The following is a 22,532-nucleotide window of genomic DNA, read 5'->3' on the forward strand; positions in this document are numbered from 1 at the left end:
TTCTTGATTCCCTAGAATAAATCCAGCGTACTGTCCAGATAGATTTCTTCTCTCACGTTCAATTGGTATTCCGGCTTGGTCATATAGTAAAGCAGAAATTCCAGGATGAGGGCGCTGCCTAGACCGCGTCCTTCAATTTTGAACTGAGAGAAGCCTGCGGGTGCGTAGACGTTTTGGATATCGTCAATTCCAATGAAACCAGGATTCTTCATGGTGTCTGAAAAGCGGTAGCCTCTTTTGGAAGTGGGGGAGACGCAAATGTGATCCTTGCAGTCTTCGCCGAGGTTTTTGCGGCTCACGTTCTCGTAACATCTCTTGCGGTCGGTGCAGCCGAACCAGCAACATTCATTGCAGAGAAATTCCACTTTCTGTTTTTGCGCAGTGGTGAGTGCGATGAGCCTATCCATTTCCTTGTTGAGTCTGAAGTCGGGAACCACATAGCGGAACTCATCGCGATTCAATTCTGCCACAAGTTGCGCAAACTCAGTCAGAACTTTTGTGGTGGAAGAAACGAAATAGAAGTCGGGATATTTTTTCTTCAAGTAATTCAGCAACAAATCGGAGTGAACGATGATTCCGTTTTGCGGCGCTTCAAACATTCTGCAAAGTTCATTGCATCGCGGGTTTGCCAAATGCTCTTCACGTATCAACGAATTGCTGAAGGTTAGTCTTGCGGAAATTCCGAATTCCTTCATCAGTTCAGCAACATTCTCCGCAGGTTCTTCACCAAAGCCTACGCGGCCGCCACCCCAGATGCAGTCTGCGGGCGCACCATAAATGGAACCGATTTCGCACCAGTCGTAGAACCATTCCCGATGTTCACGGAACAGGGGCAAAAACGCCTTGTACAGATCGTAAAATTCAAAAAGTCCGGGAAGATGGTAGAATATATGCATGGTTGAATAAATCCTCTGCCCTAAATTAGAATAAATGCTTGTATACAACCTCATTTTTTGATGACTTGAAAAGCGGAAAGGTCGCTTTTATTATCTTTTAGCTTGTTAGAGTTGGTTTGGAAGAGTGAAACAAGTTCAGTTTACATACGATAGTCAAAAACAGTTAGACGACGAATTGCAGAATATTGGCGAACTGTGCGAAGGAAAACCTGCCAAGCTGTTGTTTCATGTGTATTCTGAGCAGTCTGGCTACAAGCTGCTGAAACTTGTTTGCAATACCATTATTCAATATTTCCCCAGTGCACTTTGCATAGGTTGTTCTTGCAATGGTAGCATCGTCGACGGATCTTTCTCGGGAAACTCCATTTCAATTTCTTGTACTGTTTTTGAAAGCGAAACCACCCGCATTGGTGTTTTGCAGTATGACCTGAATGAAGAAAGTGCTGCCGTGGTTGCAGCGGGTTTGGCGGAGGCTGTGGAAAAACGTCCTTGGGTGACTGCGGTTGGCTTACTGTTAGCTGCTCCGGAAATGTCCCTCTCCGGTTTTTGTGATGGTCTTAGTGCTATTCGCCAAGATGTGCAGGTTTTTGGTGGTGTTGCAGGGCAGATTAACGAAGCTACTCCTGCTTACATTTTCTCCAATATCGGAGGCTTCTCCAATGGTTCTGTCGTCTGTGTTTTGTACGGCGGGGAAGGCCTCCATGTGGAAACATCAAAGATTTCCGGATGGAAACCTCTAGGAAAAACATTTACAGTCACCAGGGCTGATGGCAACGTTCTTTGGGAATTGGATGGAAGACCTGCTTTCGAGGCGTACTCCAAGTACCTGAACATTGAAAACGACTATTACTTCTATAGCAATACTTTGGAATTCCCGTTGTTCTACCATAGCGATGGGGAGTATGTTCAACGTACACCGTTGGCTTGTTCTGAAGAAGGGGCTCTGCTATTGGCCACTGATATGAGGGTGGGCGAATCTACTAGAATTTCCTATGGTGATCCTCAGTTTATTATGGACGGTGTGAAGGCCTGCACTACGAGGCTTTCAAAGTTCTGTCCGGAAGCTGTATTTATGTATTCCTGTGTTGCTCGCCGATCCTTCTGGGGTGAAGATGAGGTGGACAAGGAAACAAAGCCTTTTAATACCTTGGCTCCCACTGCTGGTTTTTATACGTCGGGTGAAATTTTACGAACAAACAAAGCCGTTAAACTTCACAATGCGACTATTGTTGTGGTTGCCATGCGTGAAGGCTATGCGGACCATTCCAGAATGAAGACCGTCGTTGTGAATGATGGTACCCGCGCTGGCAGGGTTTCTGTCATTAGTCGCTTGGCAAACTTTACCAACGTCTCCTCTGCAGAACTCATGGAAATGTACAACAAGATGACCAAGAACTCCATTACGGATGCCTTGACCGGATTGTACAACCGTGGTGAAATCCAGAGGCGTATTGCTGAACGATTTGCAGAAAGTCCCTACGATCAGATGTCCCTGGTGATGATTGATATCGACAACTTCAAGTCGGTGAACGATACCTATGGTCACAAGATTGGTGACTGCGTTATTGAGGGTCTTTCAAAACAGATTCAGACAGCTTCTTTCGAAAACGCTCCTGATGCGGATGCAGGTCGTTGGGGCGGTGAAGAATTTATGATTATGCTTCCGGATATGGGAATCAGGGAAGCGGTTGAATTTGCTGAAGCGGTCCGTACAGGCTTTGCTCAGGTTTCGTTCCCCCAGGTTGGAAGAAAGACGATCAGTCTTGGTGCCACCGAAATGAAAAGGGGCGACTCTGTGGATTCCATCTGCGTTCGTGTGGATGAAGCCCTCTATCAGGCTAAACGAACTGGCAAAAATAAGGTCGTAGTCCTTTAAAATTGCTTTTTCTGAGTGATTTTCCTCAAAAAGTGCTTTGTAAAAAACGCAAAACAAAAAATCCGGGTCTTAGTGCGAATAACCTAAAAAAAATTATTTATAGGTTGGATGCTTAGTTTATATTTATAGAGACCCTAATATGCTGAATATTGAAGAAATTAGCGATTATCGAGACCTTTTAAAGGAATACTATGTCCAGCGCAAGTTGGACTTTCCTCTGTATTCCTATAAAATGCTGGGCTCAAAATTAGGGCTGGAAACCAGTCAGGTATACCGCGTTCTGAACAAGGAATACCATTTGCCTACTCGTAGCGTTCCCCTGGCAAAGGACCTTCTGAAATTGAAGGGCCGTAGTGGTGAACTGTTTGAAATTTTGGTGGCTGCTTCCAAGACAAAGTCCCAGGCGAAGAAGGACAAGCTTTACAAGATGGCCCTTTCGCTGAAAGACGTGAAAATGCGTAACCTTGATTCCAACGAACTGATGTTCCTCAGCAAGTGGTGGATTCCTGTGGTTCGCGTGACTATTGAAATGAATGGCGGTGAGGCGGAACCTTCCAAGTTGCTGAAGATGATCCGCCCGGCTATTTCCAAGGAGCAGCTGGACGAGGCCATCCGAGTTCTCCGTGAATTGAACTTGATTACCCCGCTGGCCTCTGGCCGCTATGCCATTACCCAGGCAAACTTTACTTCTGCCGGTGCAGCCAAGGTTACTGCAATTCGTAGCTACCAGAACCAGCTTTTGGCGCTGGCCCAGGATTCCATTGTAACGGTGGATCCCAAGCAGCGCAACATCTCCTCGCTTTTGGTGGGCGTGGACGATGAGTGCTATGAAGATTTGAACAACATGACCCAGGAATTCCGCCGCCAGATTCAAAAGCGTGTGGAAGAAGTTCCTGAACCTAAGAAGGCAATGCAGTTTGTATTTGCCTTGTATCCGGTGTCTGATGTTTCTCAGGGCGGTTCTACGGAATCGGGGAGGAAACGTAAATGAAGATGTTTGTGAAAAATTGCGGACTTGCTTTGATGGGTGGCGCTATGCTTGCGCTGCTCGGTTGTTCTGCCGACGACAAGTTGGCAGGTGTCAGCACCGTGGAAACGGAAAACGCCTTGGTCATCCAGGTGACTGACGGTAGTGCGCCTGCGAAGGGTGCTCTGGCCCGTGTGCGATCAGCTCGCTATTTGCAAGATGTTGATAACGCAGAACATGATGGTGTTGCCGCAGAATACACTGCCGATTCCAAGGGCTTTATTTCTATTGCGAAGAAAGATGTTTCCAGCATGAAAAATATTGCGGTTGAGGTGGTTGATGAAAAGCAGGGTGCCTTCGGTATATTCTCTGTAGCAACCTCCGAGGATGCAGTTCCCGATTCCACTACTTTATCTCTTGAAAAATTTGGTTCTTTGAAGGGTCGTGTAACTTTTGCTGAAGGTGATTCTACAGCAGAAGTCCGCATTTATGGAACGGATCGTATTGTCACTACAGACGCTGAAGGAAACTTTGAAATCAATGACCTTCCGCCTTACGCTCATTACACCTTGTATGTGGGCTCTAGCAGCAATACTATCGTAGAAATGGAAGCAGGTGTGTCTGCGGAAAAGACGAAGGATGTGGGTGAAATTATCCTTAAGAAGTATGTCCGTTATGACGACGTCTTGATGATTTCTGATTGGATGAAAGTTGCCAAGTCTGCTCGCCAGAATGGTGAACCTGTGGTGGGTTTCATTCGCTTGAATTCTGCGAACTTTGACTTTAAGGACGTCATGACTCAGGGCAAAGATGTCCAGATTGAAACTGAGGACGGAGAACCGATTACCTTTGCGATCAACTACTGGAACGATACTTTGGAACAGGCTGAAATTCAGGTGCTGATGGATGCGGAAACTGAAAATGTCAAGTTGACTTGGGGTATGGGCGCTGTGGACGAAAAGACTGCCAAGAAAGTGTCCTCTTCAAAGTTGTGGGAACCTGTTTCTGCAGATGTGGCTCGCGAGCAGAACTCCGTGAACCTTGTGGATTTCGAAAATGGATTCAAGACTAATGTGACGGCACCTGCTAAGGTGTTTGATTGGTACTTTGAATACCAGGGTGACTCTGTGGAAACCACTCCGGGTTTGGACGATGCTATTGAGGGTGTTGAATCTGCGGGTGCTGGCCGCGATGGCAAGGCTTTCCATTGGAAGTCTAAATCTCCTAATGGTAGCTGGTCCTGTATTGGCCTCTGGCTCAGTTCTGCGGAAAAGCCTAGCAATTTCCAGGCAATCGATTCTGTTGAATTCCTTGTTCGTGGAAATGGCCGTATTGCCTTTGCCTTCGAGTCCGAAGACACTACAGGATATGTTAGCAAGGCCTTTAACTTTGATACCCTCAAGACGGAATCCAGCGAATGGGTTCGCAAGGTTATCAAGCAAAGCGATTTCGTGGAAGGCACTGGCGCCTATGCCAATATTGGTTGGGACGTTATCCAGACTCGGGTTACTAACTTCAATATTGCGGCCTATGGTGAAGCTGAATTCTGGCTGGACGACATCAAGTTCTATGGTGTAAATCTGGACGACCTATAATTTTGTATATTGCGCCACGTACAAAGGAATAAGCTATGGCTGAAATTCAATCTGTTTGCGTCGGCGAAGTGGAAATGGAATACGCCCGCTTTGGTAGCGGTGCAAAGATTTTCGTGATTATTCCGGGTCTTAGTCTCCGTAGTGTAATGGTTTCTGCATCTTCTGTAGAAACCGCCTACAAGATTTTTAAGGAAGACTATACCGTTTACCTTTTTGACCGCCGCAAGAATATGCCTGCGGTGTATTCAGTCGCGGAAATGGCCAAGGATACTGCCGCTGCCATGAAGGCCTTGGGCCTTGAACATGCGGATATTTTGGGAACGTCTCAAGGTGGCATGATTGCCCAGCATATTGCCATCGAACATCCGGAACTGGTAAACCGCTTGGTGCTGGCCTCCAGTTCTTCAAAGGCGGAACCCCTTCAGCTTGAAGTCATCGGGAATTGGGCGGTTCTCGCTCGTGCCGGCCGCGCAGACGACTTGGTGGGCGATTTCATCGATAACGCTTTTACGCCTGCATTTGTGCAACGCTATCGCCGCGCACTCTTGATGATGTACAAGAACTTGACGGAAGAGGAACTTCTCCGTTTCGCAATCACCGCAGAGGCTTGTGCCGGCATTGACACTTACGACAATCTCCACAAGATCCAGAGCCCCACCTTTGTGGTCGGCGCTGCTCTTGACCATGTGGTGACCTATGAGGCTTCCGTCAAAATTGCAGAAAAGTTGAAGTCTGCCAATGTCCCTTGCGAATTCTACACCTACGAAGAAAATGGTCACGCCGTATTCGACGAGGCCAAGGATTACAAGGAAAGAATCCTTCAGTTTTTCAAAAACTGCTAGTTCTTATCAAAATTTGGCTTAGCAAGAACTCCTTTTTTGATCCAAAGGGCGACATTTAGGACAAATTGGTGCCCCTTCTTGTTAACGCAACTTTACATAAAGTTCGCAAAATTCTATTTTTGCACCGTTGGTTATGGTGTAATATGGTTTATTGTGTACTACAGATTTGCTGTCTGTTGTTGTTCGTGTATGTGTACATCAATTCACGAATCCAGACAAAGAATATGAAATTGCAGGGCTCGTCCCAGTTCTTCATTGCAATTGTCATTTGTGCGGTTGTTGAATTTATTTTTGATGGATTGTCTGCGTACACCGTCAACAACCTGGATTCCGTTCCCAAGTGGCTGAACCAGTGGGCCCATTTCCTTTTCCTCACAAGCATTGACGCCGTTGTATTCCTGGTGTTCTGTTATCTGCTCCAGATGGTGGATTGTTTCCCGAAATCGATGAAGGGGAAGGTTGTTTTGTATTCTCCATTGGTTGTCAACTTCTTCTTGTTGTTGACGAATATGGAGTACTTGCGCTATGTTCCTGGCGAACTATCGTACCATTGTGAGGGAACCTCTGCAAATGCTTGTTACGCTATGGCTACCCTTTATGCCATCTTCTCGCTGGTTGTGTTCCTTAGAAAGTTGAAGTTCATTGAAAAACAGAAACAGGCTAGTATCGCCCTCTATGGCATTTCTCTTTTGATTATTGTTGTGGTCAAGTTTATCTATCCTGATTTCTTGATTACGGCTTCCGGTGTTACGGTCTTGGTTTGCGGTATTTTCTTGACCAATGAAAATCCAGTGATTCAGGATCTATACCATTATCAAGATGAAATGGTGATGGGCTTTGCAACTCTTGTTGAAAATCGTGATAACAATACGGGCGGTCATATTAAGAGAACTTCTCTTTATGCGGAACGTATTGCAGTGGAAATGCAGCGCCGTAATGTTTATGGGGAAGTGATGACAAAGGACTTTGTCAATAATCTTCGTATGGCTGCGCCTATGCATGATATTGGTAAAATCGCAATCCCTGACGCAATCCTTCAAAAGCCCGGAAGGCTGACCCAGGAAGAAATCGATATTATGAAGACCCACGCTGCAAAGGGTGGAGAAATTATCCGCAGAACTTTTGCCAACGTCAGTAGCCCTGAATACACAAAAGTCTGTTATGAAGTCGCCATGCATCATCACGAAAAGTGGAATGGCCAGGGATATCCTCTAGGTTTGCATGGTGAAAACATTCCCCTTTCTGCAAGAATTATGGCAGTAGCGGATGTCTTTGATGCCTTGTCTGAAAAGCGTTGCTATAAGGAACCTTTGCCTTTGGACGCCTGCTTTGACATCATAAAAAATAAATCCGGGGAAGATTTTGATCCCCAGATTGTTGAGTTGTTCTTGTCCATCAAGGATGATATCATGGACATTCACGCTAACTGCATGAAGTCCATTGAAGATAAAATCAAAAAGATATCTTAGACTTCATCCTTGATTTCGTTCATGGCCTGAGTGATTTGATCCTTCATGCTGAGGAACACGTCAACAAGGACCGGCTCGAAATCAGTGCCTTTACCTTTTTCAATAATCTGGAAACATTCTTCCAGAGGAATGGCGTCGCGGTAGCAGCGCTTCTGGGAGATTGCGTCGAATACGTCGGCCACGGCCATGATGCGAGCTGCCAGAGGAATCTCGGTTTTGGAACGGCCTTCGGGGTAGCCTCTGCCGTTCCATTTTTCATGGTGGTAACGGGCCACTTCGTAAACCATTTGACGGTAATTGTCGTCGCCGATGTGGGAAAAGGTCTGCTTAATAATCTTGCCGCCTTGTTCCGCATGGCTCTTCATGATGGTAAATTCTTCGTCGGTCAGTTTGCCTGGTTTCTGCAAAATGTGATCCGGGATGGACATCTTTCCGATGTCGTGCATAGGAGCGGCGCTGGTCAAGTTGCCGATGAATTCAATGTTGATGATTTCCGGATAAACCTTGCGTTTGAACAATTCCTTGGAGAGGAGCTCTACGTAACGGCTGGTGCGCTTAACGTGGCCTCCAGTGCTTTCGTCGCGGTTTTCAACCAAGTTTGCAAAACCGAGAACAATGTCCTGGTTCAGTTCCTTGATTTTCTGGGTTCCGTTGATTTGTCTGTCCAGTAGCTTCGTTGTTCTGCTGGAAAGAAAGTAGAGCAGATAGCCGAAACTGCACAAGGTAAGTGCGCGAGGCAATACGCTGAAAAGAACAAGACGCTTCATCACCAGGAAGTTCTGGTCCGGAACGAAGTTTCCGAAGAAACCGGAGAACTGGCCCAAGGTAGACATGATCATGGTGGTGATCAATGCGAATAGGGTGGTCTTCTTGGAGAAATAGAGACTTGCAATGGCAATGGGGAAGGCGTAAACAATGGTGGCGTGGAAAGTGAGTGTGGTCTGGATGTCAAACAGGAACAGGTTGGTCAGCAGAACGTATATGTACTTGAGCTTCGGGTTATGCGGGCCAAGAATCTTGTTTAATGCCCACGGGCTCAAAAGAAGTACGGCGCCAACTACATAAGCGGTTGTCATCACCTTCTGGTCGATGATGAAAATATGAAGTAGGTTCAGTATGTAGATAAGGGTAAATATGCCGAGGGTAATCGATAATGCCTTGGCAACAGTTTTATTTGCGTCAGCTTCATTTTGACGCACCAAAAAATGATCACGTGTAACCATTCAAAACCTCACAATCCATACCAATAATAGTTAATAATGTAAGGTTTTTATAACATTTTTGCAAAAAACGCTTTTTTTGTGTGTAAAAAACGAAAAAGTGGATGAAGCATCCACCTTTTCATGAAATCGAAACTTTGAATTTTTATTTCAGAAGTTCCGCAGGCACGCATTCTGCCATGGCTTCGTAGGCCTTGGCGCTGGGGTGCAGGTGGTCTCCGGAGTCAAAGCCGTCGGCAAATTTTTTCGGATCAGCAGAATCCTGGACTGCCTTGTCGAAATCTACACAACCATTGAACTTGTCGGATTCACGAAGCCACTTGTTGAATTCGTTACGGATGACGTCCCGGTTTTCGTTGTAGGTTCTCCAACCGAAAATGGGGAGAAGGGTCCCGCTCCAAACTTTGAGACCCAATGAGCGTGCGTGCTCAATATACAGCTTTTCTACACCGTCGATCAAGTCCTGGGGGGTGGGCATGTCGCTCCAAGGACGGAACTGGTTTACGTCGGCGCCCACCGGGTGGATGATGTCGTTGATGCCGTGCTGGATGATGACGGACTTTGCTCCGGCCACATTCATTTCAATGGGGAAACGGGTGGCTCCTTTCAAACCATAGGCAGCGTAGGTAATGCAATCGTACTGACGCAAGATTCGAGTTCCGCTGACAGCCCTGCGGATGATGGAGACATTGTTGAATCCTTCTCGTGCCGCGCGAAGGCTCAGGTAGTCCGGCCAATCTTGGGCAGTAATGGAATCGCCGTAGCAGACCAATGCGAAATTCTTTTCTTCGGTCAGAATATCGATGGTGTTCAGGAAATAGAACCAGTTGGTATTTCGAGTAAGATCTGCGGGCAATTCGTCTGCATTTGCAAAATTACCGTAGCTATACTTGCCGCTGGAAAGAGGACCCGTAATCAAGGTGCCGGCGTTCATCTGGGTGAAGTCGGCAAAGTAAAGGCTTACATCAAGAGTTTCACCTGCGGTAACGTTGAAAGGAATTTCGTCGCTTTCAAGTTCCTTGCCGGGTGCGATAACGCCCTGCTTGTTTCCTTCAAATGTGATGGGGGTGTGGGCAACGAATGCTTCGCTAATGGTTATCGCTTCTGTTCCCGTCAAATTGGAAAAACGGAACCTCAGCTTGCTTCCAGAAAAGCACATGCGAATGGGGTAGCGAAGGGTGATGTCCTTGGCATAAACGGCTTCCTTACGGTCGGTAATGGAGGTTGCATTGCCCCAGCAGGCTACCCACTTTGTGTACTTGTTTTCAGACATTGGTTACTCCACGAAGTCGGCTTGATTTATTCTGCGAAACCAGGGGTGGGCAGGTGCATACCGGCCATAGTCAACTTGTTTGCCTTGGCGTATTCAAGAATTTTCTTGCGGCTTTCGACGGATTTTGTCTTGTCCATGTCGTAGTTGGAATTGATTTCCGGATGGTTGATTTGCAATGCGTAACCATGCATCAAGTCACCAATAACCAGAAGTTCCTTGTGGCGAAAAACGGTGTGGCCCGGAGTATGACCGATGGCGTCGATAGCTTCCACTTCGTGGGGGAGGATGTCGCCGAAAGCGAACAGTTTCAGTTTGTCGCTATAGACTCCGAGAATTGCTTTCTGCAAATCGTTCTTTTCGATGTCGTTGAACCAGGCGTCCTTTTCAACTTGGCCAACGTAAACGGTGGCGTTCTTGAAAACTTTTTCAAAACCAGTTTCAGTCTTTTTGACTAGGCCGGAAATGTGGTCCACGTGAAGGTGGGTGAGGTAAATCAGCTTGATGTCATCGGAATTTACGTTCAGTTCCTTCAAATGGTTAGCCATTTGACCGCCGAAGTCACCGAGGCCTGCATCGAACAATACGTATTCGCCATCAGCCTTCATCAGGAAAGTGCTGACAGATGCCGGAATGCCATCGGCGAGATTCAAACTATTGTAGAGGGAATCGCTTGCGTCGCTGAACAAGTCGCGAGGATTCAGCTTGTCGCCAGCGTTGTCCTTAATCCAGGTGACTGAGGCACCGTCGCTTAAAGTGATGGTCTTGTAATCTGAGGAAACCTGTGCAGATTCTGTAGCGGTTTCGTTTGTGGCTGATTCAACCTGCTTTGTATCTTTGGTTGTGTTTCCGCATCCGAAAATGCACATTACGGATGTTGCCAAAGCTGCTTTAGAAATAAAGTTCATATATCCCTCTTTTTGTTTTTCAAATCATAAGTTAGAAACCCTAGGTGGTTTTGCGAGCCTCTTTGGGGTGATAGACCATGATATTCGTGGTTTACCTTTGTTGCGTGTGGTCTTTTTTTAGGATTTTTCGTAAATTTTGCCTTGTCTAGAAATTGTATATTCTTTTGTGATTTTATTGAATTAGCGTTTTTGGAGTATTCATGGATATTGGATCGTTGCATTTTCAGAACCCGGAAGCCTTTTGGCTTTTGCTTTTGGTTCCCGTTCTGATTGCCTCTTACATATACAGGAATCGTCGCCGCAAGAGCACCATCAAGTTCCCTGCGTTGTCCATTGCTAAAAAAGCGGTCCCCAGTAAAAGGGTTCGCTTCCGCCATATCGTGCCGGCCCTTCGTTTGACAGCCCTCTGCTGCTTCGTCGTTGCCTTGGCTCGTCCTCAGAATGCCATGGAAGTGGAATACACTTCTACCGATGGTGTTGATATTATGCTTGCCCTGGATATTTCTGGTTCTATGGGCACTTTGGATATGCTTACCCGCGCAGAACAGGCTAAGCTCGGGGTGATGAATGCAGAACGCATGCTCAAGTCTGGGAACTACTGGAAGTACAGCCGCCTGGGTTATGCCCAGGAAGTGATTGCCGAATTTATCCAGAAACGTCATAGTGACCGCATTGGTCTTTCTGCCTTCGGTTCCAAATCCATGACTCAGTGCCCGCTGACCTTAGATTATGGTTCCCTGCTTGAAATTTTGAAGGCTTCTGGCGACCTTGCCCAGGATTCCGTTTACGCTTCCCGCACCGCTATTGGTGATGGCTTGATGAACGCCCTTGCCCGTTTGCAGAAGTCCGAAGCAAAGTCCAAGGTTGTTGTCTTGCTGACGGATGGCCGTGATAACGCAAGCCTTGTGCCGCCTATGCGCGCCGCCGAAGTTGCCCAGTCCCTTGGTGTGAAGGTTTACACCATCGGTGTGGGTAAAAAGAACGGCAAGATTCTTTCTTTCCAGCAGAATCCCTGGACTGGTGAAATTAGCTGGGGTGAACGCGACATTACTCCCGAAGAAGGTATCGACGAAAACGTGCTTACGGCTGTAGCCTTGAAGACTGGTGGCCGTTTCTATCGTGCTGAAAACAAGGAAGAACTGGAACGAATTTATTCCGAAATCGACGAACTTGAAAAGACTGAAATCGAGACCATCGCCTACGCCCGTTATGCAGAGAAGTTCTATCCGTGGCTTTTGGCGGGCGCTCTCCTGATTTTGCTGGAACTGCTTTTGGCTAACACCCGCTTTGTGAGGATCCCGTAATGCGTTTTGCTGAACCGAGTTTCTTGTGGGGCCTTCTATCCCTCCCGCTTTTTGCGCTACTGTTTGTCTATGCCTACCGCCGTCGCAAGAAGTTGGCAGCACGATTTGTATCCCTGTCCATGTTGCCGAAACTTTCCACGTCCGTCTCTCCGTGGCGTCGTCTGGCTAAGGTTTTGATTCTTCTTTTGGCTATTGCCTTTCTGTTTGTTGCCCTGGCTCGCCCCCAGTGGGGTCGCAAGATGGAGCATATTGAACGTAAGGGCTTGGACCTGGTTCTTCTGCAGGACATTTCCCTTTCCATGCTGGCCGAAGATATTAAGCCCAATCGTTTGACCCGTAGCCGCCATGAAATTTCTGCGTTCCTGGAATCCTTGTCCGGCGATCGTGTGGGCTTGGTTGCTTTCTCCGGTGAAGCCCAGGTGATGGTTCCCTTGACCTTGGACTATGGTACGGTGCAGATGATGCTTCGAGAACTTACCCCGGGTTGGCTCATGCCGGGTACGAACCTTGAGAATGCAATTCGCAAGGGTATGGCCTTGTACCAGAATTCTGGTAGTGCCGGCCAGTATTCCGTGATGATCCTCATGAGTGATGGTGAAGAACTGGAGGCAGCTGCAGTTAATGCCGCCAAGGAAGCTGCCGCCCTCGGTATCCGCATTTACACCATCGGTATTGGTTCCCGCGAAGGCGTTCCTATTCCGGTTCCCGGCCGCAATGGGGAAGTCGCCTACAAGAAGGATGCCCAAGGTAACATTGTCACCACTCGCCTCGAGGACGGCACCTTGCAGGAGATTGCAAGTGTCACTGGCGGTTTGTACTTCTATGCAAGCCCTGGTGAATTCCAGCTCCAGAAGGTCCTGACTGAAATCGCCACCCTCGAAAAGAAGGAGCAGGCTAGCGACCGTATGGAGAACTACCAGGACCGCTATCAGATTTTCCTCGGCTTTGCCGCCTTCCTATTCTTGCTCGAAGCCCTTATCTCCGAAAGGGGCCGTCGCCGCAAACAGGTGGCAGGACGCTTCAATTAATTGACGAAATCTGCGAAATTTCAAAAATTTGACAGATTTTAAGGAGCCTGCTTGTAAAAGTGGGCTTCTTCACGTTTTCAATTATTTACGAGCAATTTAGACGCGTTTTTTCTAAATATCCTATTGGTGTTTAGAAATAGGGCAGTTTTGTTCCAAAACGGCAATATTTGTGGGATGAGAGAGGTTCTTGTTCACCCTTTTTTACACAAAAATGGCGAAAAAACGTCAAATTTTAAAGTAAATTATGGGTGGAAGTGTTTTTTTTCTAAAACGGAGACCTTATGCTCGATCTTTTAGCGGTACAATCTGGTACTGCCAATGCATCTCTCATCACCTTGGCCTACACTCTCATCTTGGCCTTCATCCTTTCCTCCACTATCGCCTGGACTTACGAAAAGACGTTCCTTGGTCTTTCTTACTCCAGAAATTTTGTCCAGGGCATCGTTCTTAGTTCTGTGGTGGCCGCAATGGTTATGGCTGCTATCGGCGATAACGTCGGCCGCGGTCTCGGTATGATGGGCGCTCTTTCTGTGGTCCGTTTCCGTACAAGCTTTAAGGATCCTCGCGACATCATGTTTATCTTCGCCTCTCTCGGCGCAGGTATCGGTTGTGGCGTTTACGCTTGGGGGCCGGCTCTCGGTGGTACCGTTGCATTCTGCATCGTCGCCTTCCTCATTTCCCGTACCGGTCTCGGTACCAAGCACTTCTTCGACGGCATGCTCCGTTTCGCTTTGCCTAACGAATCCGCTCCCCGTCAGCAGATTGAAGATGTTCTTCGAAAAAGTCTAAAGACCTACATCCTAATCACCATGCGTGAGGTTGATGGCGGTGCTCGCGTGGATTGCGCTTACCAGGTTCGCCTCCGTGCCACCAAGCCCGCTGCAGAAATCCTGAAAGAACTTTCTGAAATTGAAGGCATCTCCGATGTTCAGTTCATGATGCAAGACGCAACCACCGAGATGTAAGGGAGTAGATGATGAACAAGTTTGAAGACGCTCTCGATACTTTTTGGAATAAGCACAAGACTAATCCCGGTGTAGCTCATGCCTATAAGCACAAGTTGATCTACGCCTGGTGCCTTAGCATCCTTATCGTTATTGTCCTTGGTATTATGTTCGCTGGCAAGGCTTCCATGTTCCAGGGAATTGCCGAAGCTACCGAAACTACTATCAGCCTGCCGAGCCCTACTGAAGTTGTCAAGGTTCACGTGATGCCTGGTCAGTCCATTCACGCTGGTGATACCATCGTTGAATTGAACCGCCCGGATTTGACTCTCCGTATTACCGAGCTTACTCGTGAACTTGATGCTATCGAAGGTCGTAGCAGCCTGGGTACTGCAGAAATCGACCAGAAGGTTGCCGAAGTCAAGGCTGACCTTGCTTCCCGTAGCCTTGCTCTCAAGTCTGAAATCCGTAACTTGGAAACTGAATATCAGAAGAACAAGGAAATTGCAGCAAAGCTCAAGAGCCTCAAGAATTCTGACTCCAAGAGCGATGGTAACGACGCCATGGCAATGCGTATCAAGAGCTTGAAGAATGAACTTGCTGTGATCAACGCAAACGCAAATGAACAGATCAAGCTCCTCAAGAGCAGTGGTCGTTTGCAGAAGAGCGCTGGCAAGACTGAAGTTGAAAACCTCAAGAAGGAATTGGCAGAACTCCAGAAGCAACAGGAAGAGTTGGTGCAGATTGCCAAGGAAGACTGGGTTGTTGGTTCCGTCAATGCTCGCGATGGTGAAAAGCTTTCCAGCTTTGCACCGGTTGTTACCTTGACCCACAAGTCTCCGACCCTCGTCCGCGGTTACATTCATGAACGTATGTACCAGCGTATGGACGTTGGCGAAACCGTGAAGGTTCGCACCTTGGGCGGCACCGGCAAGGCAATCAAGGGCAAGGTGGTTGGTCTTTCTAGCCGTATTGTTGAATTCCCCATGCGTATGTGGAAGATGCCGGAAATGCCTATCCATGGCCGCGAAGTCATCATTCAGATCCCTGATGAAAATCCGTTCCTGTTGGGCGAAATGGTGACTATCTCCGAATAATTTTCGGACATGTTTTCGAGAAGTAAATTCGAATAAAAAGTTTTAGGAAGTGTTTATGAAAAAGTTTGGATTGGTAACCTTAGCATTGTCCGCCGCTGCATTTGCTGGCCCCCTTACTTGGGAACAGTTGATTCAGTCCGTGGATAACGACCCTCGTTACCAGGCTGCACAGAAGCGTGCAGAGATGACCTCCACCGGACAGAATACCAAACTTTGGGATAAGTTGGAACTGCGCTACAAGTTGGATGGTTTCAGCTTTGCCAGCCACGACTTCGAACTTCGTATTACGCCGAAGGGCTTTGGCGAAGGTGCTGCTGACAAGGCTCACTGGAATGCTCAGGTTGCTTACCAGAAGGCTCACCTTGTTGCAGACCGCGCAGAACTTCTGTACGACCGTTATGATCGTGCAATCCATTACATCAATCGCCAGCGTATTGCCAAGTTGAACAAGGAACTTTACCAGGTCAACTCTGACCGTATCGAAGTGCTTCACATGAAGGCCGGCTCTGCAACTTTCAATCCCCAGGACTTGATGAGTTCTTTGGAAAAGGAAGCATCCCTCCGCGCTGAAATCATGACCGACAGTACTTCCTTGTTGAATGCAGAAGCTAAGCTCCGTTTGTGGGTGCCTGACTTTGATGGTGTTGAATTGGATACCACCTGGATTCCTTCCATGGACGAGGTTGCTGCGCAATTGGAAGGTGGTCTCGAAATTAACGAAACCTTCCCAGCTATTGCAATGGCTGCTGGTAAGATGAGGTCTGAAAAGTCTAAGATCCAGCAGGACGCTTCCAAGAGCCGCGACTATATTTCCCATATCGGCATTGGCTATTCCTTGAAGATTGAATCCTTGATGGAAAAGTACAAGGAATTGGAAGCTTATGATGTGTATGGAACAGGTTCTTACACTGATTTCAGAGATGAATTTGAAAAGGCAACAGGTTGTACTGGTGCCTCATGTACTGGAACTGCAAAATTGCTTGTCCCGGATTGGGATAATCGCAAGACTTCCGACAAGTTTTTTGCAAACCTTGCTTTCCGTCTCCCGTTCTTTGACAGCAATAAAGACGCTGACTTGAAGACCCAGGTTGCGGAACTTGACGCCGAAGGCGACTACATGAAGGACTTCCGAGATGTCTCTCAGAAGGTTACAAAGCTTGTTGATGAAATCAACGCCTTGATCGCCCAGTGGAAGGTTCAGAAGGAATTTGTGGAAAAGGTGAATGCCGGCTCTATCTTTGAACAGTTCGCGAAGAACGCTGGTTCCGATCCTCTGCTTTTGCTCCGAGCTCGTGAAAGCGCCCTTGAAAGTGACTTGAGAGCCATCAAGCTTGAAAACGATATTTTTACCCGCTACCTTGCTCTGCTTGAATACGCTGGTGTTCTCGGTGCCGAAGGTGTGCAGAATCATCTGCAGAAGGGTCTGAAGTAATATGGCCGAAGCCCGTGGATTTAGTCTTCTCGAACGTTTCGAGCTGAAGTACCACATTCCTGTGGAATGGGCCGACAAGATCGGCGCCTTCATCGCTCCTTATTGCGAAGAAGACTATTATTCCAAGATTACTCCGGGTGGATTTTACTGGATTACGAACCTTTATCTGGATACCCCGTCCTGGACATTCCTTGGCTGGAAAAAGCGCCAGCTGCTGGACCGTTTCAATATGCGTATCCGCACCTATGGTGAACACCCCGCTCAGGATGGAACTTTCCATTTTGAAGTGAAGCGCAAGATCAAGAATATTTGCTACAAGAGCCGAGCCACCATCAAGGGTGTCAATCCTGGTGAAGTCTGGGATATGAAGCCGGAAGAATGGCCTTGCAAGGGTGAAAAGGACCGCAAGTACCTTAAGGATTTCTTGTACAAAACTGAATTGCATGGTGCCCATCCTCGTCTTTTGACTCAGTACAAACGTCGTGCGTGGTTTGGTCTCCGCGAAGAATATTCCCGCGTGACCATCGATACCGGCATGCGTTTCCGTGAAGAAAATGGTTTTGATTACACAGTCGATCCCCACTACATGCATTCCACCGGCATTCCCCGATTCTTCTTGCCGGGTTGCGATGCTGTTTTGGAACTGAAGTGTCCCTGTTCCCAGGTGCCTTACTGGATGATCGACCTGATCCGATTCCTGAACCTAAAACAGGGTGGTTTTTCCAAATTTGGCAATGCCGCCGCCGAATGGCAGCGTGTTTATGAAAATCCCCGCCGTTTCAAGACCCCTTACTGGACAAAACTTGGAACGACGCTGGAAGAAAATTTGTAATATAGAGAAAATACTCTAAAAAGGATGTCTCTTATGGATATCAAAAAAGTTTTGACAGTTGGTGCAAGTGTAGCCCTCGTTTCCATGATGGCTGCCTGCTCTGAAAAGGAATCCCCTAATCCTGCTGGACCGAATGATCCTACAATGTCTTCCGGCATTGCTGTTGGTGGCAATTCCTCCAGCTCTAGGGGCAACAGCGTTCTCGTGTCCAGTTCTTCCATGAAGAATACTGACGAACCGCAGATGGCTTGCTCCGAAATTATGTACAACACTGCGAAGGGTGATACTCTGGAATGGGTTGAAATCTATATCGCCGGTGGTATGGATATGGACAACATGAAGGATTTCGTCTTGCATTTGAGCGGAGATGTGGACTACGAGTTCCCTGCAGAACCTTTGACTAAGGGTGAGTATGTTGTTGTCACCAACAATTTGGCTGGCTTCAAGGCTGCTTATCCGACATTTAATGGTCGTCTCTTTGGACCGATGACTGGTAAGATGGTTAATGAAGGTGGCGTGGTGAATGTCAAGGTTCGTGGCGAAGGTGACGTTACTTGTGCATTCAGCAGTGAACCTCCTTGGCCGAGCCTTGCTGACGGTAAGGGCCATTCCCTGGTTTATACCGGTGGCATTGCTGCTCAATCTGTCTCCTGGTGTGCTAGCGCACTCCCTGGTGGAAATCCGGGCGTGGGTGGCGACGCTTGCATTGATGTCGTAAATACGGTGCGTATTAATGAAGTCAAACCTTCTTATTCTGCTGCTGGTACTTACGAAGAATCCTGGATTGAACTTTACAATTCTGGCGATGTCCCGGTGGATGTCTCTGGTTGGACTCTGAATGTGAAACTCCGTAAGGACTCCTTGAAAATCAAGGAAGGTTCCATTGTTCCTGCTGGTGGTTATCTTGTCCTGGACGGTGGTGAATCCGGAAGCTTTGATAAGGAAGTTGTCATTTCGGAACACGGTGGCGAAATCTACCTTTACGGTTTGGCTGAAGGTCAGGAATCCAGCATTTGGTTGCCTGCAGGTAAGGGTGTTAGCGGTATTGTTGATGTTGCTGACGGTTCTGTGGCTCAGGGCCCCTTGGCAGAAGCTACTCCGGGTGCTGCAAATTCTGCCCTTAAGCTTGGTTCCGTTTACATTGACGAAATTCATTATCATCCTGGAGAAAGAGGTGTTATCTTTGAATTCATGGAAATTGTGAATGCGACGGCGTCTGATATCATGCTTTACAACTCCTCCTTGAATAAAGGCTGGAAGGTCGAGGGCGTCAATATTGAATTTACGTCTGCTGATGTTTTGCCGGCTGGTGGCAGGGCTGTCTTGATTCCGGCTGTGTTGGAAGAAGGTTCTATCCCTAATTGGGGTGCTGACTACGTTCGTTCCACCTACAGCATTCCCGCAACTGTTAAGATCTTCTCTTATAAGGGAAAGCTCTCCAATCGCGGTGAAACCATTGCAATAAAGGAACCTATTGTTCAAACTAAAGACGAAACCACTGGAGAAATCAAGGTTTATTATAGCTGGCATGATGCGACTCTCTATTCTGATGCTTGGGCGGGTCTTACAGAAGCTGACGGTGCAGGATTCAGTTTGCAGCGTAAAGATGTAAAAACCATGGGTTTTGGCCCCGCTGTATGGAAGGCTGCTGCTCCGACTTTGGGTAACTAGTTTCTCTCAAAAAAAACAGTTGTTTTAAAGAAAGTCCTCTCCTTTGGGGAGGACTTTCTCATATTTTGGTGCGTTTTTTTTAGTTTGTCCTAAAAATCGATGTTTTTATGAAGGTCCTCTCTTGAAGAAGACCTTTTTTGGTGAATTTTACCGTCTATTTTTACTTTGTTCTTGATAGGTATGCAAAAAAAGGAGGGTGATTTTGTTAAAGTAAGTTTTTTGTAAGTTTATTTATAAAAAAAGTAAGTTTTTATTTCTTACAAATCTTCCCTCCGAAAGAGCGTTTTTTTATTTTTACAGTACTATGAAAAAGTATTGTGTATCTCCGATTTCTGTTTTATTGGTGGCAACACCTTTGTTTGCTAATCCCATCACTTTGCAAGACGCTTTGGACATGGCCAAGGCCAGCAATCCCCAGATCAAGTCCGAAAGGGCCAAGGTTGAGATTGCGGAGGCTAGTCAAGATGAAGCTTTTGCCCGTTTTTTGCCTTCCTTGAGCTTGTCTGCTAGTGTTACGAAGATTGATGACCCCATTTATATTGATTTAGGTGATATTCAAGGCGCCATGAGTGGTCTTGCCGGCGGACTTGCTTCTGCGGGTGCGGCGGGTGCCTATTCCAAGGCTTATATCGATGCCTACAATCAGGCTAGTGCTGGCTATAAGCAAGCCTACGACGGCGCCATGGCTATGGGCCTTTCGGAAGCGCAAGCCGCGGCTTTTGCCAAGGATAAACTTGGCGGGATGACTGCCCAGGAAATCGCTCAGTCCAAGGCTGACGAATATGCCCTTAAGGCCCAGCAAAGTGGCGAAGATGCCCAGAAGAAGATTGACGATGCAAATTTCAAGATGAAGGTCCAGGATGACCTGTTCTTCAATGCACGCCTTACTGCTGTTTGGCCCCTGTTTACCGGTTTCAAACGTACCGCCGCCTATGATGCTGCCAAGGGCAATGTGACTGCGAAAAAAGCTGCATTTGAAATGGCGCAGAATACCGTTTTGATGGATGTAGCCACGAAGTATTTCACCTTGCGCCTTTCCGAAGAATTGACAGCTTTGCGTGAAACGACCAAGAAGAATCTTGAAGAACATTTGGAACGTTCCAAGAAGCTTGAAGCAGGTGGCCAGATCAGCAAGGCAGAACGCCTTCGTGCAGAAGTTGCTTTGGCCGAAGCAGAAAATGCCCTGGAAGATTCTTATCGTGACCAGTCTTTGGCTCGTATGGCTTTGGCAAGCTTGCTTCATACAGATACAAACTTGACTGCAGTGACTCCGGTGATGGCTCCGGAACAGACTCCGTCCATTGAAGAGTTCAAGACCTTGGCTATCGAACGCCACCCGGGTTTGCAGCAGTTGCGTACCGAACGTAAGCGTAGCCAGAATGCCGTGAAGGCCGCCCAGGGTGATTACTACCCGATGGTGGCTCTGTTCGCTTATAAGGAACTTTATACTCGTGACTTGACCCTTCTGGAACCGGAATGGGCTGTGGGCGCAAAGCTTCAGTGGGATTTGTTCAAGGGTGGAGAAACCCGTTCCAAGGTTGCAAACGCAAAAGCTTTGGACCGTTCTCTTTTGAATATGGAAGAAAGCACCTTGGATAACATCAAGCTGCTTGTGGAAAAGCGCTGGCGTGAAAAAGAACACGCCATGAGTCGTTTGACCAGTTTGAACAAGACTCGTGAGCTTGCGGAAGAAGCTCTCCGCAGCCAGACTTTGGCTTACGAAGCAGGTCTTGCTACTGGCTTGGAAGTTGTTGATGCTGAGTTGTCTTTGGCTCGTTTGCAGGTGGGCGATTTGAAGGCTCATTATGACGCCGTTATTGCATGGCTTGGCTTGCTGGAAGCTAGTGGCGAAGTTGTCAATGCAGGTGCAATGCTTACAGCAGTTCAACCGGTTGATGAAACTACAAACAAATCCGCAGTGACAGCTCCTGCAACCACTCCCGTACTTTTGCCTGCAACAGAAAATGCTGTTGCACCTATAGCAGAAACTTCCGTGGAAACGGCTCCTGCTGAACAACCTGTGGCCAATCCCGCAGTGAATGATTCTACAGAAAATGTTCCTGCTGTTGAACCGGCATCCGTCTCTGCAGAGTCCGCTCCCGCGACAAACCTTGAATCTACTATCCCCGCATCCGAAAATTAATAGGAGTCATTATGCTTAAAGTTGTAAAAGTTATTGGCAAGATTTTAGTCATTCTTTCTTTGATAGCCTTGATCGTTCTTGGCATTACCACATTGCAGAAGTTCGCTACCGAACCTCGAGACGCTTATTTGCAGGGCCAGATGGAAGCCCGCCGCGTTCTTGTCGCTGGTAAGGTGCCAGGTCGTGTGGAAAGTTTGTTCTTCCATGAAGGTGACATGGTGACAAAGGGCGCAATCGTAGCCGTCATCAGCAGCCCTGAAATCGAAGCAAAGAAGATGCAGGCTCAGGGTGCTCTTGGTGCTGCTCGCGCACAGGCTAACAAGGCTAAGAATGGTGCTCGCTCCGAAGACGTTACCGCATTGAAGGCTATGGCCGACCGTGCCCAGGAAGCCGCAAACCTTGCAAAGAATACCTACGACCGTGTACAGAAACTTTATAACGAAGGCGTGCTCCCGTTGCAGAAGCGCGACGAAGCAGAAACTCAGATGAGAGCTTCCCAGTCCGCTGCAGACGCTGCCCGCGCTCAGTACGATCAGTCTCTCGCAGGTGCTCGTTCCGAAGACAAGGCTGCTGCCGCAGCTCTCGTGATGCAGGCCCGCGGTGCTAATGCCGAAGTGGATGCTTACCTCGAAGAAACCAAGATTCGTGCTCCTATTGCAGGCGAAGTCTCCGTCAAGCTTGTTGAAGAAGGCGAAGTGGTTGGCTCCGGCATGCCCGTTGTCGCAATTACCGACCTTGATGATTCCTGGGCAGTCTTCCACCTCCGTGAAGATTTGCTGAAGAATGTTTCCAAGGGCAAGGCCTTCAACATGTTCATTCCGGCCTTGGACAAGCATGTGGATATGGAAGTGACCTACATTGCTTCCGTGGGTGATTATGCAACCTGGCGTAGCTCCAAGGAAAGTGGCGGTTTCGATCTCAAGTCTTTTGAAGTTCGCCTCCGTCCGAAGGAAAAAGTTGAAAACCTCCGCCCTGGTATGAGCGTTCTCTTCCCGGTTGATCAGATTAAGTAATCCTTAAAAGTATTTTGGTGAGCTT

Annotated in this window: 18 protein-coding genes; 14 read left to right on the forward strand and 4 right to left on the reverse strand. The window is 47.6% G+C overall.

What is annotated here, in order from left to right:
- Window positions 1-11: 11 nt before the first annotated feature.
- Window positions 12-896 (reverse strand): hypothetical protein, encoded by an 885-nt coding sequence (locus MJZ25_04605; GenBank protein ID MCQ2123448.1) that lies wholly within the window; start codon window positions 894-896, stop codon window positions 12-14.
- A gap of 124 nt (window positions 897-1,020) precedes the next feature.
- Here MJZ25_04605 and MJZ25_04610 point away from each other — a divergent pair, with 124 nt between their 5' ends.
- From MJZ25_04610 to MJZ25_04630, 5 genes are all read left to right on the forward strand, one after another.
- Window positions 1,021-2,772, forward strand: a complete 1,752-nt coding sequence (locus tag MJZ25_04610) for a diguanylate cyclase (protein MCQ2123449.1) — start codon at window positions 1,021-1,023, stop codon at window positions 2,770-2,772.
- A 139-nt stretch (window positions 2,773-2,911) separates the two neighbouring features.
- Window positions 2,912-3,763: a DUF4423 domain-containing protein gene (locus tag MJZ25_04615; protein MCQ2123450.1), complete on the forward strand. Its 852-nt coding sequence runs from the start codon at window positions 2,912-2,914 to the stop codon at window positions 3,761-3,763.
- Entirely contained in the window at window positions 3,760-5,334 is a 1,575-nt protein-coding gene (locus tag MJZ25_04620) for a carboxypeptidase-like regulatory domain-containing protein (GenBank protein MCQ2123451.1), read from the forward strand. Before MJZ25_04615 ends, MJZ25_04620 begins: the two co-directional genes overlap by 4 nt.
- 35 nt (window positions 5,335-5,369) lie before the next feature.
- Entirely contained in the window at window positions 5,370-6,176 is an 807-nt protein-coding gene (locus MJZ25_04625) for an alpha/beta hydrolase (protein ID MCQ2123452.1), read from the forward strand.
- Between the two features lie 143 nt (window positions 6,177-6,319).
- Entirely contained in the window at window positions 6,320-7,645 is a 1,326-nt protein-coding gene (locus tag MJZ25_04630) for an HD domain-containing protein (protein ID MCQ2123453.1), read from the forward strand.
- Here MJZ25_04630 and MJZ25_04635 read toward each other — a convergent pair.
- From MJZ25_04635 to MJZ25_04645, 3 genes are all read right to left on the reverse strand, one after another.
- Complete coding sequence (locus tag MJZ25_04635; protein MCQ2123454.1) at window positions 7,642-8,868, reverse strand: HD domain-containing protein; 1,227 nt, start codon at window positions 8,866-8,868, stop codon at window positions 7,642-7,644. The genes MJZ25_04630 and MJZ25_04635 overlap by 4 nt on opposite strands.
- Window positions 8,869-9,010: 142 nt before the next feature.
- A complete protein-coding gene (locus MJZ25_04640; protein ID MCQ2123455.1) occupies window positions 9,011-10,138 on the reverse strand; it encodes a GDSL-type esterase/lipase family protein in 1,128 nt (375 codons plus the stop codon).
- A gap of 26 nt (window positions 10,139-10,164) precedes the next feature.
- Entirely contained in the window at window positions 10,165-11,043 is an 879-nt protein-coding gene (locus MJZ25_04645; protein MCQ2123456.1) for an MBL fold metallo-hydrolase, read from the reverse strand.
- Window positions 11,044-11,243: 200 nt separating this feature from the next.
- On the opposite strand from MJZ25_04645, the gene MJZ25_04650 reads away from it, so the two are divergent.
- The 9 genes from MJZ25_04650 to MJZ25_04690 all read left to right on the forward strand — a co-directional run bounded on the left by MJZ25_04650 (window position 11,244) and on the right by MJZ25_04690 (window position 22,507).
- Window positions 11,244-12,347 carry a VWA domain-containing protein gene (locus MJZ25_04650; protein ID MCQ2123457.1) on the forward strand — a complete coding sequence of 368 codons (1,104 nt, stop codon included), beginning with the start codon at window positions 11,244-11,246 and terminating at the stop codon, window positions 12,345-12,347.
- Window positions 12,347-13,375 (forward strand): VWA domain-containing protein, encoded by a 1,029-nt coding sequence (locus MJZ25_04655; protein MCQ2123458.1) that lies wholly within the window; start codon window positions 12,347-12,349, stop codon window positions 13,373-13,375. Before MJZ25_04650 ends, MJZ25_04655 begins: the two co-directional genes overlap by 1 nt.
- Before the next feature lie 281 nt (window positions 13,376-13,656).
- Window positions 13,657-14,340: a DUF4956 domain-containing protein gene (locus MJZ25_04660; protein MCQ2123459.1), complete on the forward strand. Its 684-nt coding sequence runs from the start codon at window positions 13,657-13,659 to the stop codon at window positions 14,338-14,340.
- A gap of 11 nt (window positions 14,341-14,351) precedes the next feature.
- Window positions 14,352-15,416 (forward strand): HlyD family efflux transporter periplasmic adaptor subunit, encoded by a 1,065-nt coding sequence (locus tag MJZ25_04665; protein ID MCQ2123460.1) that lies wholly within the window; start codon window positions 14,352-14,354, stop codon window positions 15,414-15,416.
- 55 nt (window positions 15,417-15,471) lie between these two features.
- Entirely contained in the window at window positions 15,472-16,848 is a 1,377-nt protein-coding gene (locus MJZ25_04670; GenBank protein ID MCQ2123461.1) for a hypothetical protein, read from the forward strand.
- A 1-nt stretch (window position 16,849) separates the two neighbouring features.
- Window positions 16,850-17,680, forward strand: a complete 831-nt coding sequence (locus tag MJZ25_04675) for a polyphosphate polymerase domain-containing protein (GenBank protein MCQ2123462.1) — start codon at window positions 16,850-16,852, stop codon at window positions 17,678-17,680.
- 33 nt (window positions 17,681-17,713) lie between these two features.
- Window positions 17,714-19,351, forward strand: coding sequence for a lamin tail domain-containing protein (locus MJZ25_04680; GenBank protein MCQ2123463.1), 1,638 nt, complete (start codon window positions 17,714-17,716; stop codon window positions 19,349-19,351).
- 304 nt (window positions 19,352-19,655) lie between these two features.
- The gene (locus MJZ25_04685; protein ID MCQ2123464.1) at window positions 19,656-21,494 is read left to right on the forward strand and encodes a TolC family protein; all 1,839 of its coding nucleotides are present in this window, start codon (window positions 19,656-19,658) and stop codon (window positions 21,492-21,494) included.
- Window positions 21,495-21,505: 11 nt separating this feature from the next.
- A complete protein-coding gene (locus MJZ25_04690) occupies window positions 21,506-22,507 on the forward strand; it encodes an efflux RND transporter periplasmic adaptor subunit (GenBank protein MCQ2123465.1) in 1,002 nt (333 codons plus the stop codon).
- Window positions 22,508-22,532: the final 25 nt, after the last annotated feature.

It is taken from the genome of Fibrobacter sp. (assembly GCA_024399065.1).
Classification (GTDB): Bacteria; Fibrobacterota; Fibrobacteria; order Fibrobacterales; family Fibrobacteraceae; genus Fibrobacter.

What these genes read in the sequence shown, in the direction of transcription:
- MJZ25_04675 (MCQ2123462.1), top strand. Translation starts at nt 16,850, where the DNA reads ATGGCCGAAGCCCGTGGATTTAGTCTTCTCGAACGTTTCGAGCTGAAG.
- MJZ25_04630 (MCQ2123453.1), top strand. Translation starts at nt 6,320, where the DNA reads ATGGTTTATTGTGTACTACAGATTTGCTGTCTGTTGTTGTTCGTGTAT.
- MJZ25_04690 (MCQ2123465.1), top strand. Translation starts at nt 21,506, where the DNA reads ATGCTTAAAGTTGTAAAAGTTATTGGCAAGATTTTAGTCATTCTTTCT.
- MJZ25_04645 (MCQ2123456.1), bottom strand. Translation starts at nt 11,043, where the DNA reads ATGAACTTTATTTCTAAAGCAGCTTTGGCAACATCCGTAATGTGCATT.
- MJZ25_04680 (MCQ2123463.1), top strand. Translation starts at nt 17,714, where the DNA reads ATGGATATCAAAAAAGTTTTGACAGTTGGTGCAAGTGTAGCCCTCGTT.
- MJZ25_04640 (MCQ2123455.1), bottom strand. Translation starts at nt 10,138, where the DNA reads ATGTCTGAAAACAAGTACACAAAGTGGGTAGCCTGCTGGGGCAATGCA.
- MJZ25_04655 (MCQ2123458.1), top strand. Translation starts at nt 12,347, where the DNA reads ATGCGTTTTGCTGAACCGAGTTTCTTGTGGGGCCTTCTATCCCTCCCG.
- MJZ25_04620 (MCQ2123451.1), top strand. Translation starts at nt 3,760, where the DNA reads ATGAAGATGTTTGTGAAAAATTGCGGACTTGCTTTGATGGGTGGCGCT.
- MJZ25_04625 (MCQ2123452.1), top strand. Translation starts at nt 5,370, where the DNA reads ATGGCTGAAATTCAATCTGTTTGCGTCGGCGAAGTGGAAATGGAATAC.
- MJZ25_04670 (MCQ2123461.1), top strand. Translation starts at nt 15,472, where the DNA reads ATGAAAAAGTTTGGATTGGTAACCTTAGCATTGTCCGCCGCTGCATTT.
- MJZ25_04650 (MCQ2123457.1), top strand. Translation starts at nt 11,244, where the DNA reads ATGGATATTGGATCGTTGCATTTTCAGAACCCGGAAGCCTTTTGGCTT.
- MJZ25_04615 (MCQ2123450.1), top strand. Translation starts at nt 2,912, where the DNA reads ATGCTGAATATTGAAGAAATTAGCGATTATCGAGACCTTTTAAAGGAA.
- MJZ25_04660 (MCQ2123459.1), top strand. Translation starts at nt 13,657, where the DNA reads ATGCTCGATCTTTTAGCGGTACAATCTGGTACTGCCAATGCATCTCTC.
- MJZ25_04605 (MCQ2123448.1), bottom strand. Translation starts at nt 896, where the DNA reads ATGCATATATTCTACCATCTTCCCGGACTTTTTGAATTTTACGATCTG.
- MJZ25_04665 (MCQ2123460.1), top strand. Translation starts at nt 14,352, where the DNA reads ATGAACAAGTTTGAAGACGCTCTCGATACTTTTTGGAATAAGCACAAG.
- MJZ25_04685 (MCQ2123464.1), top strand. Translation starts at nt 19,656, where the DNA reads ATGAAAAAGTATTGTGTATCTCCGATTTCTGTTTTATTGGTGGCAACA.
- MJZ25_04635 (MCQ2123454.1), bottom strand. Translation starts at nt 8,868, where the DNA reads ATGGTTACACGTGATCATTTTTTGGTGCGTCAAAATGAAGCTGACGCA.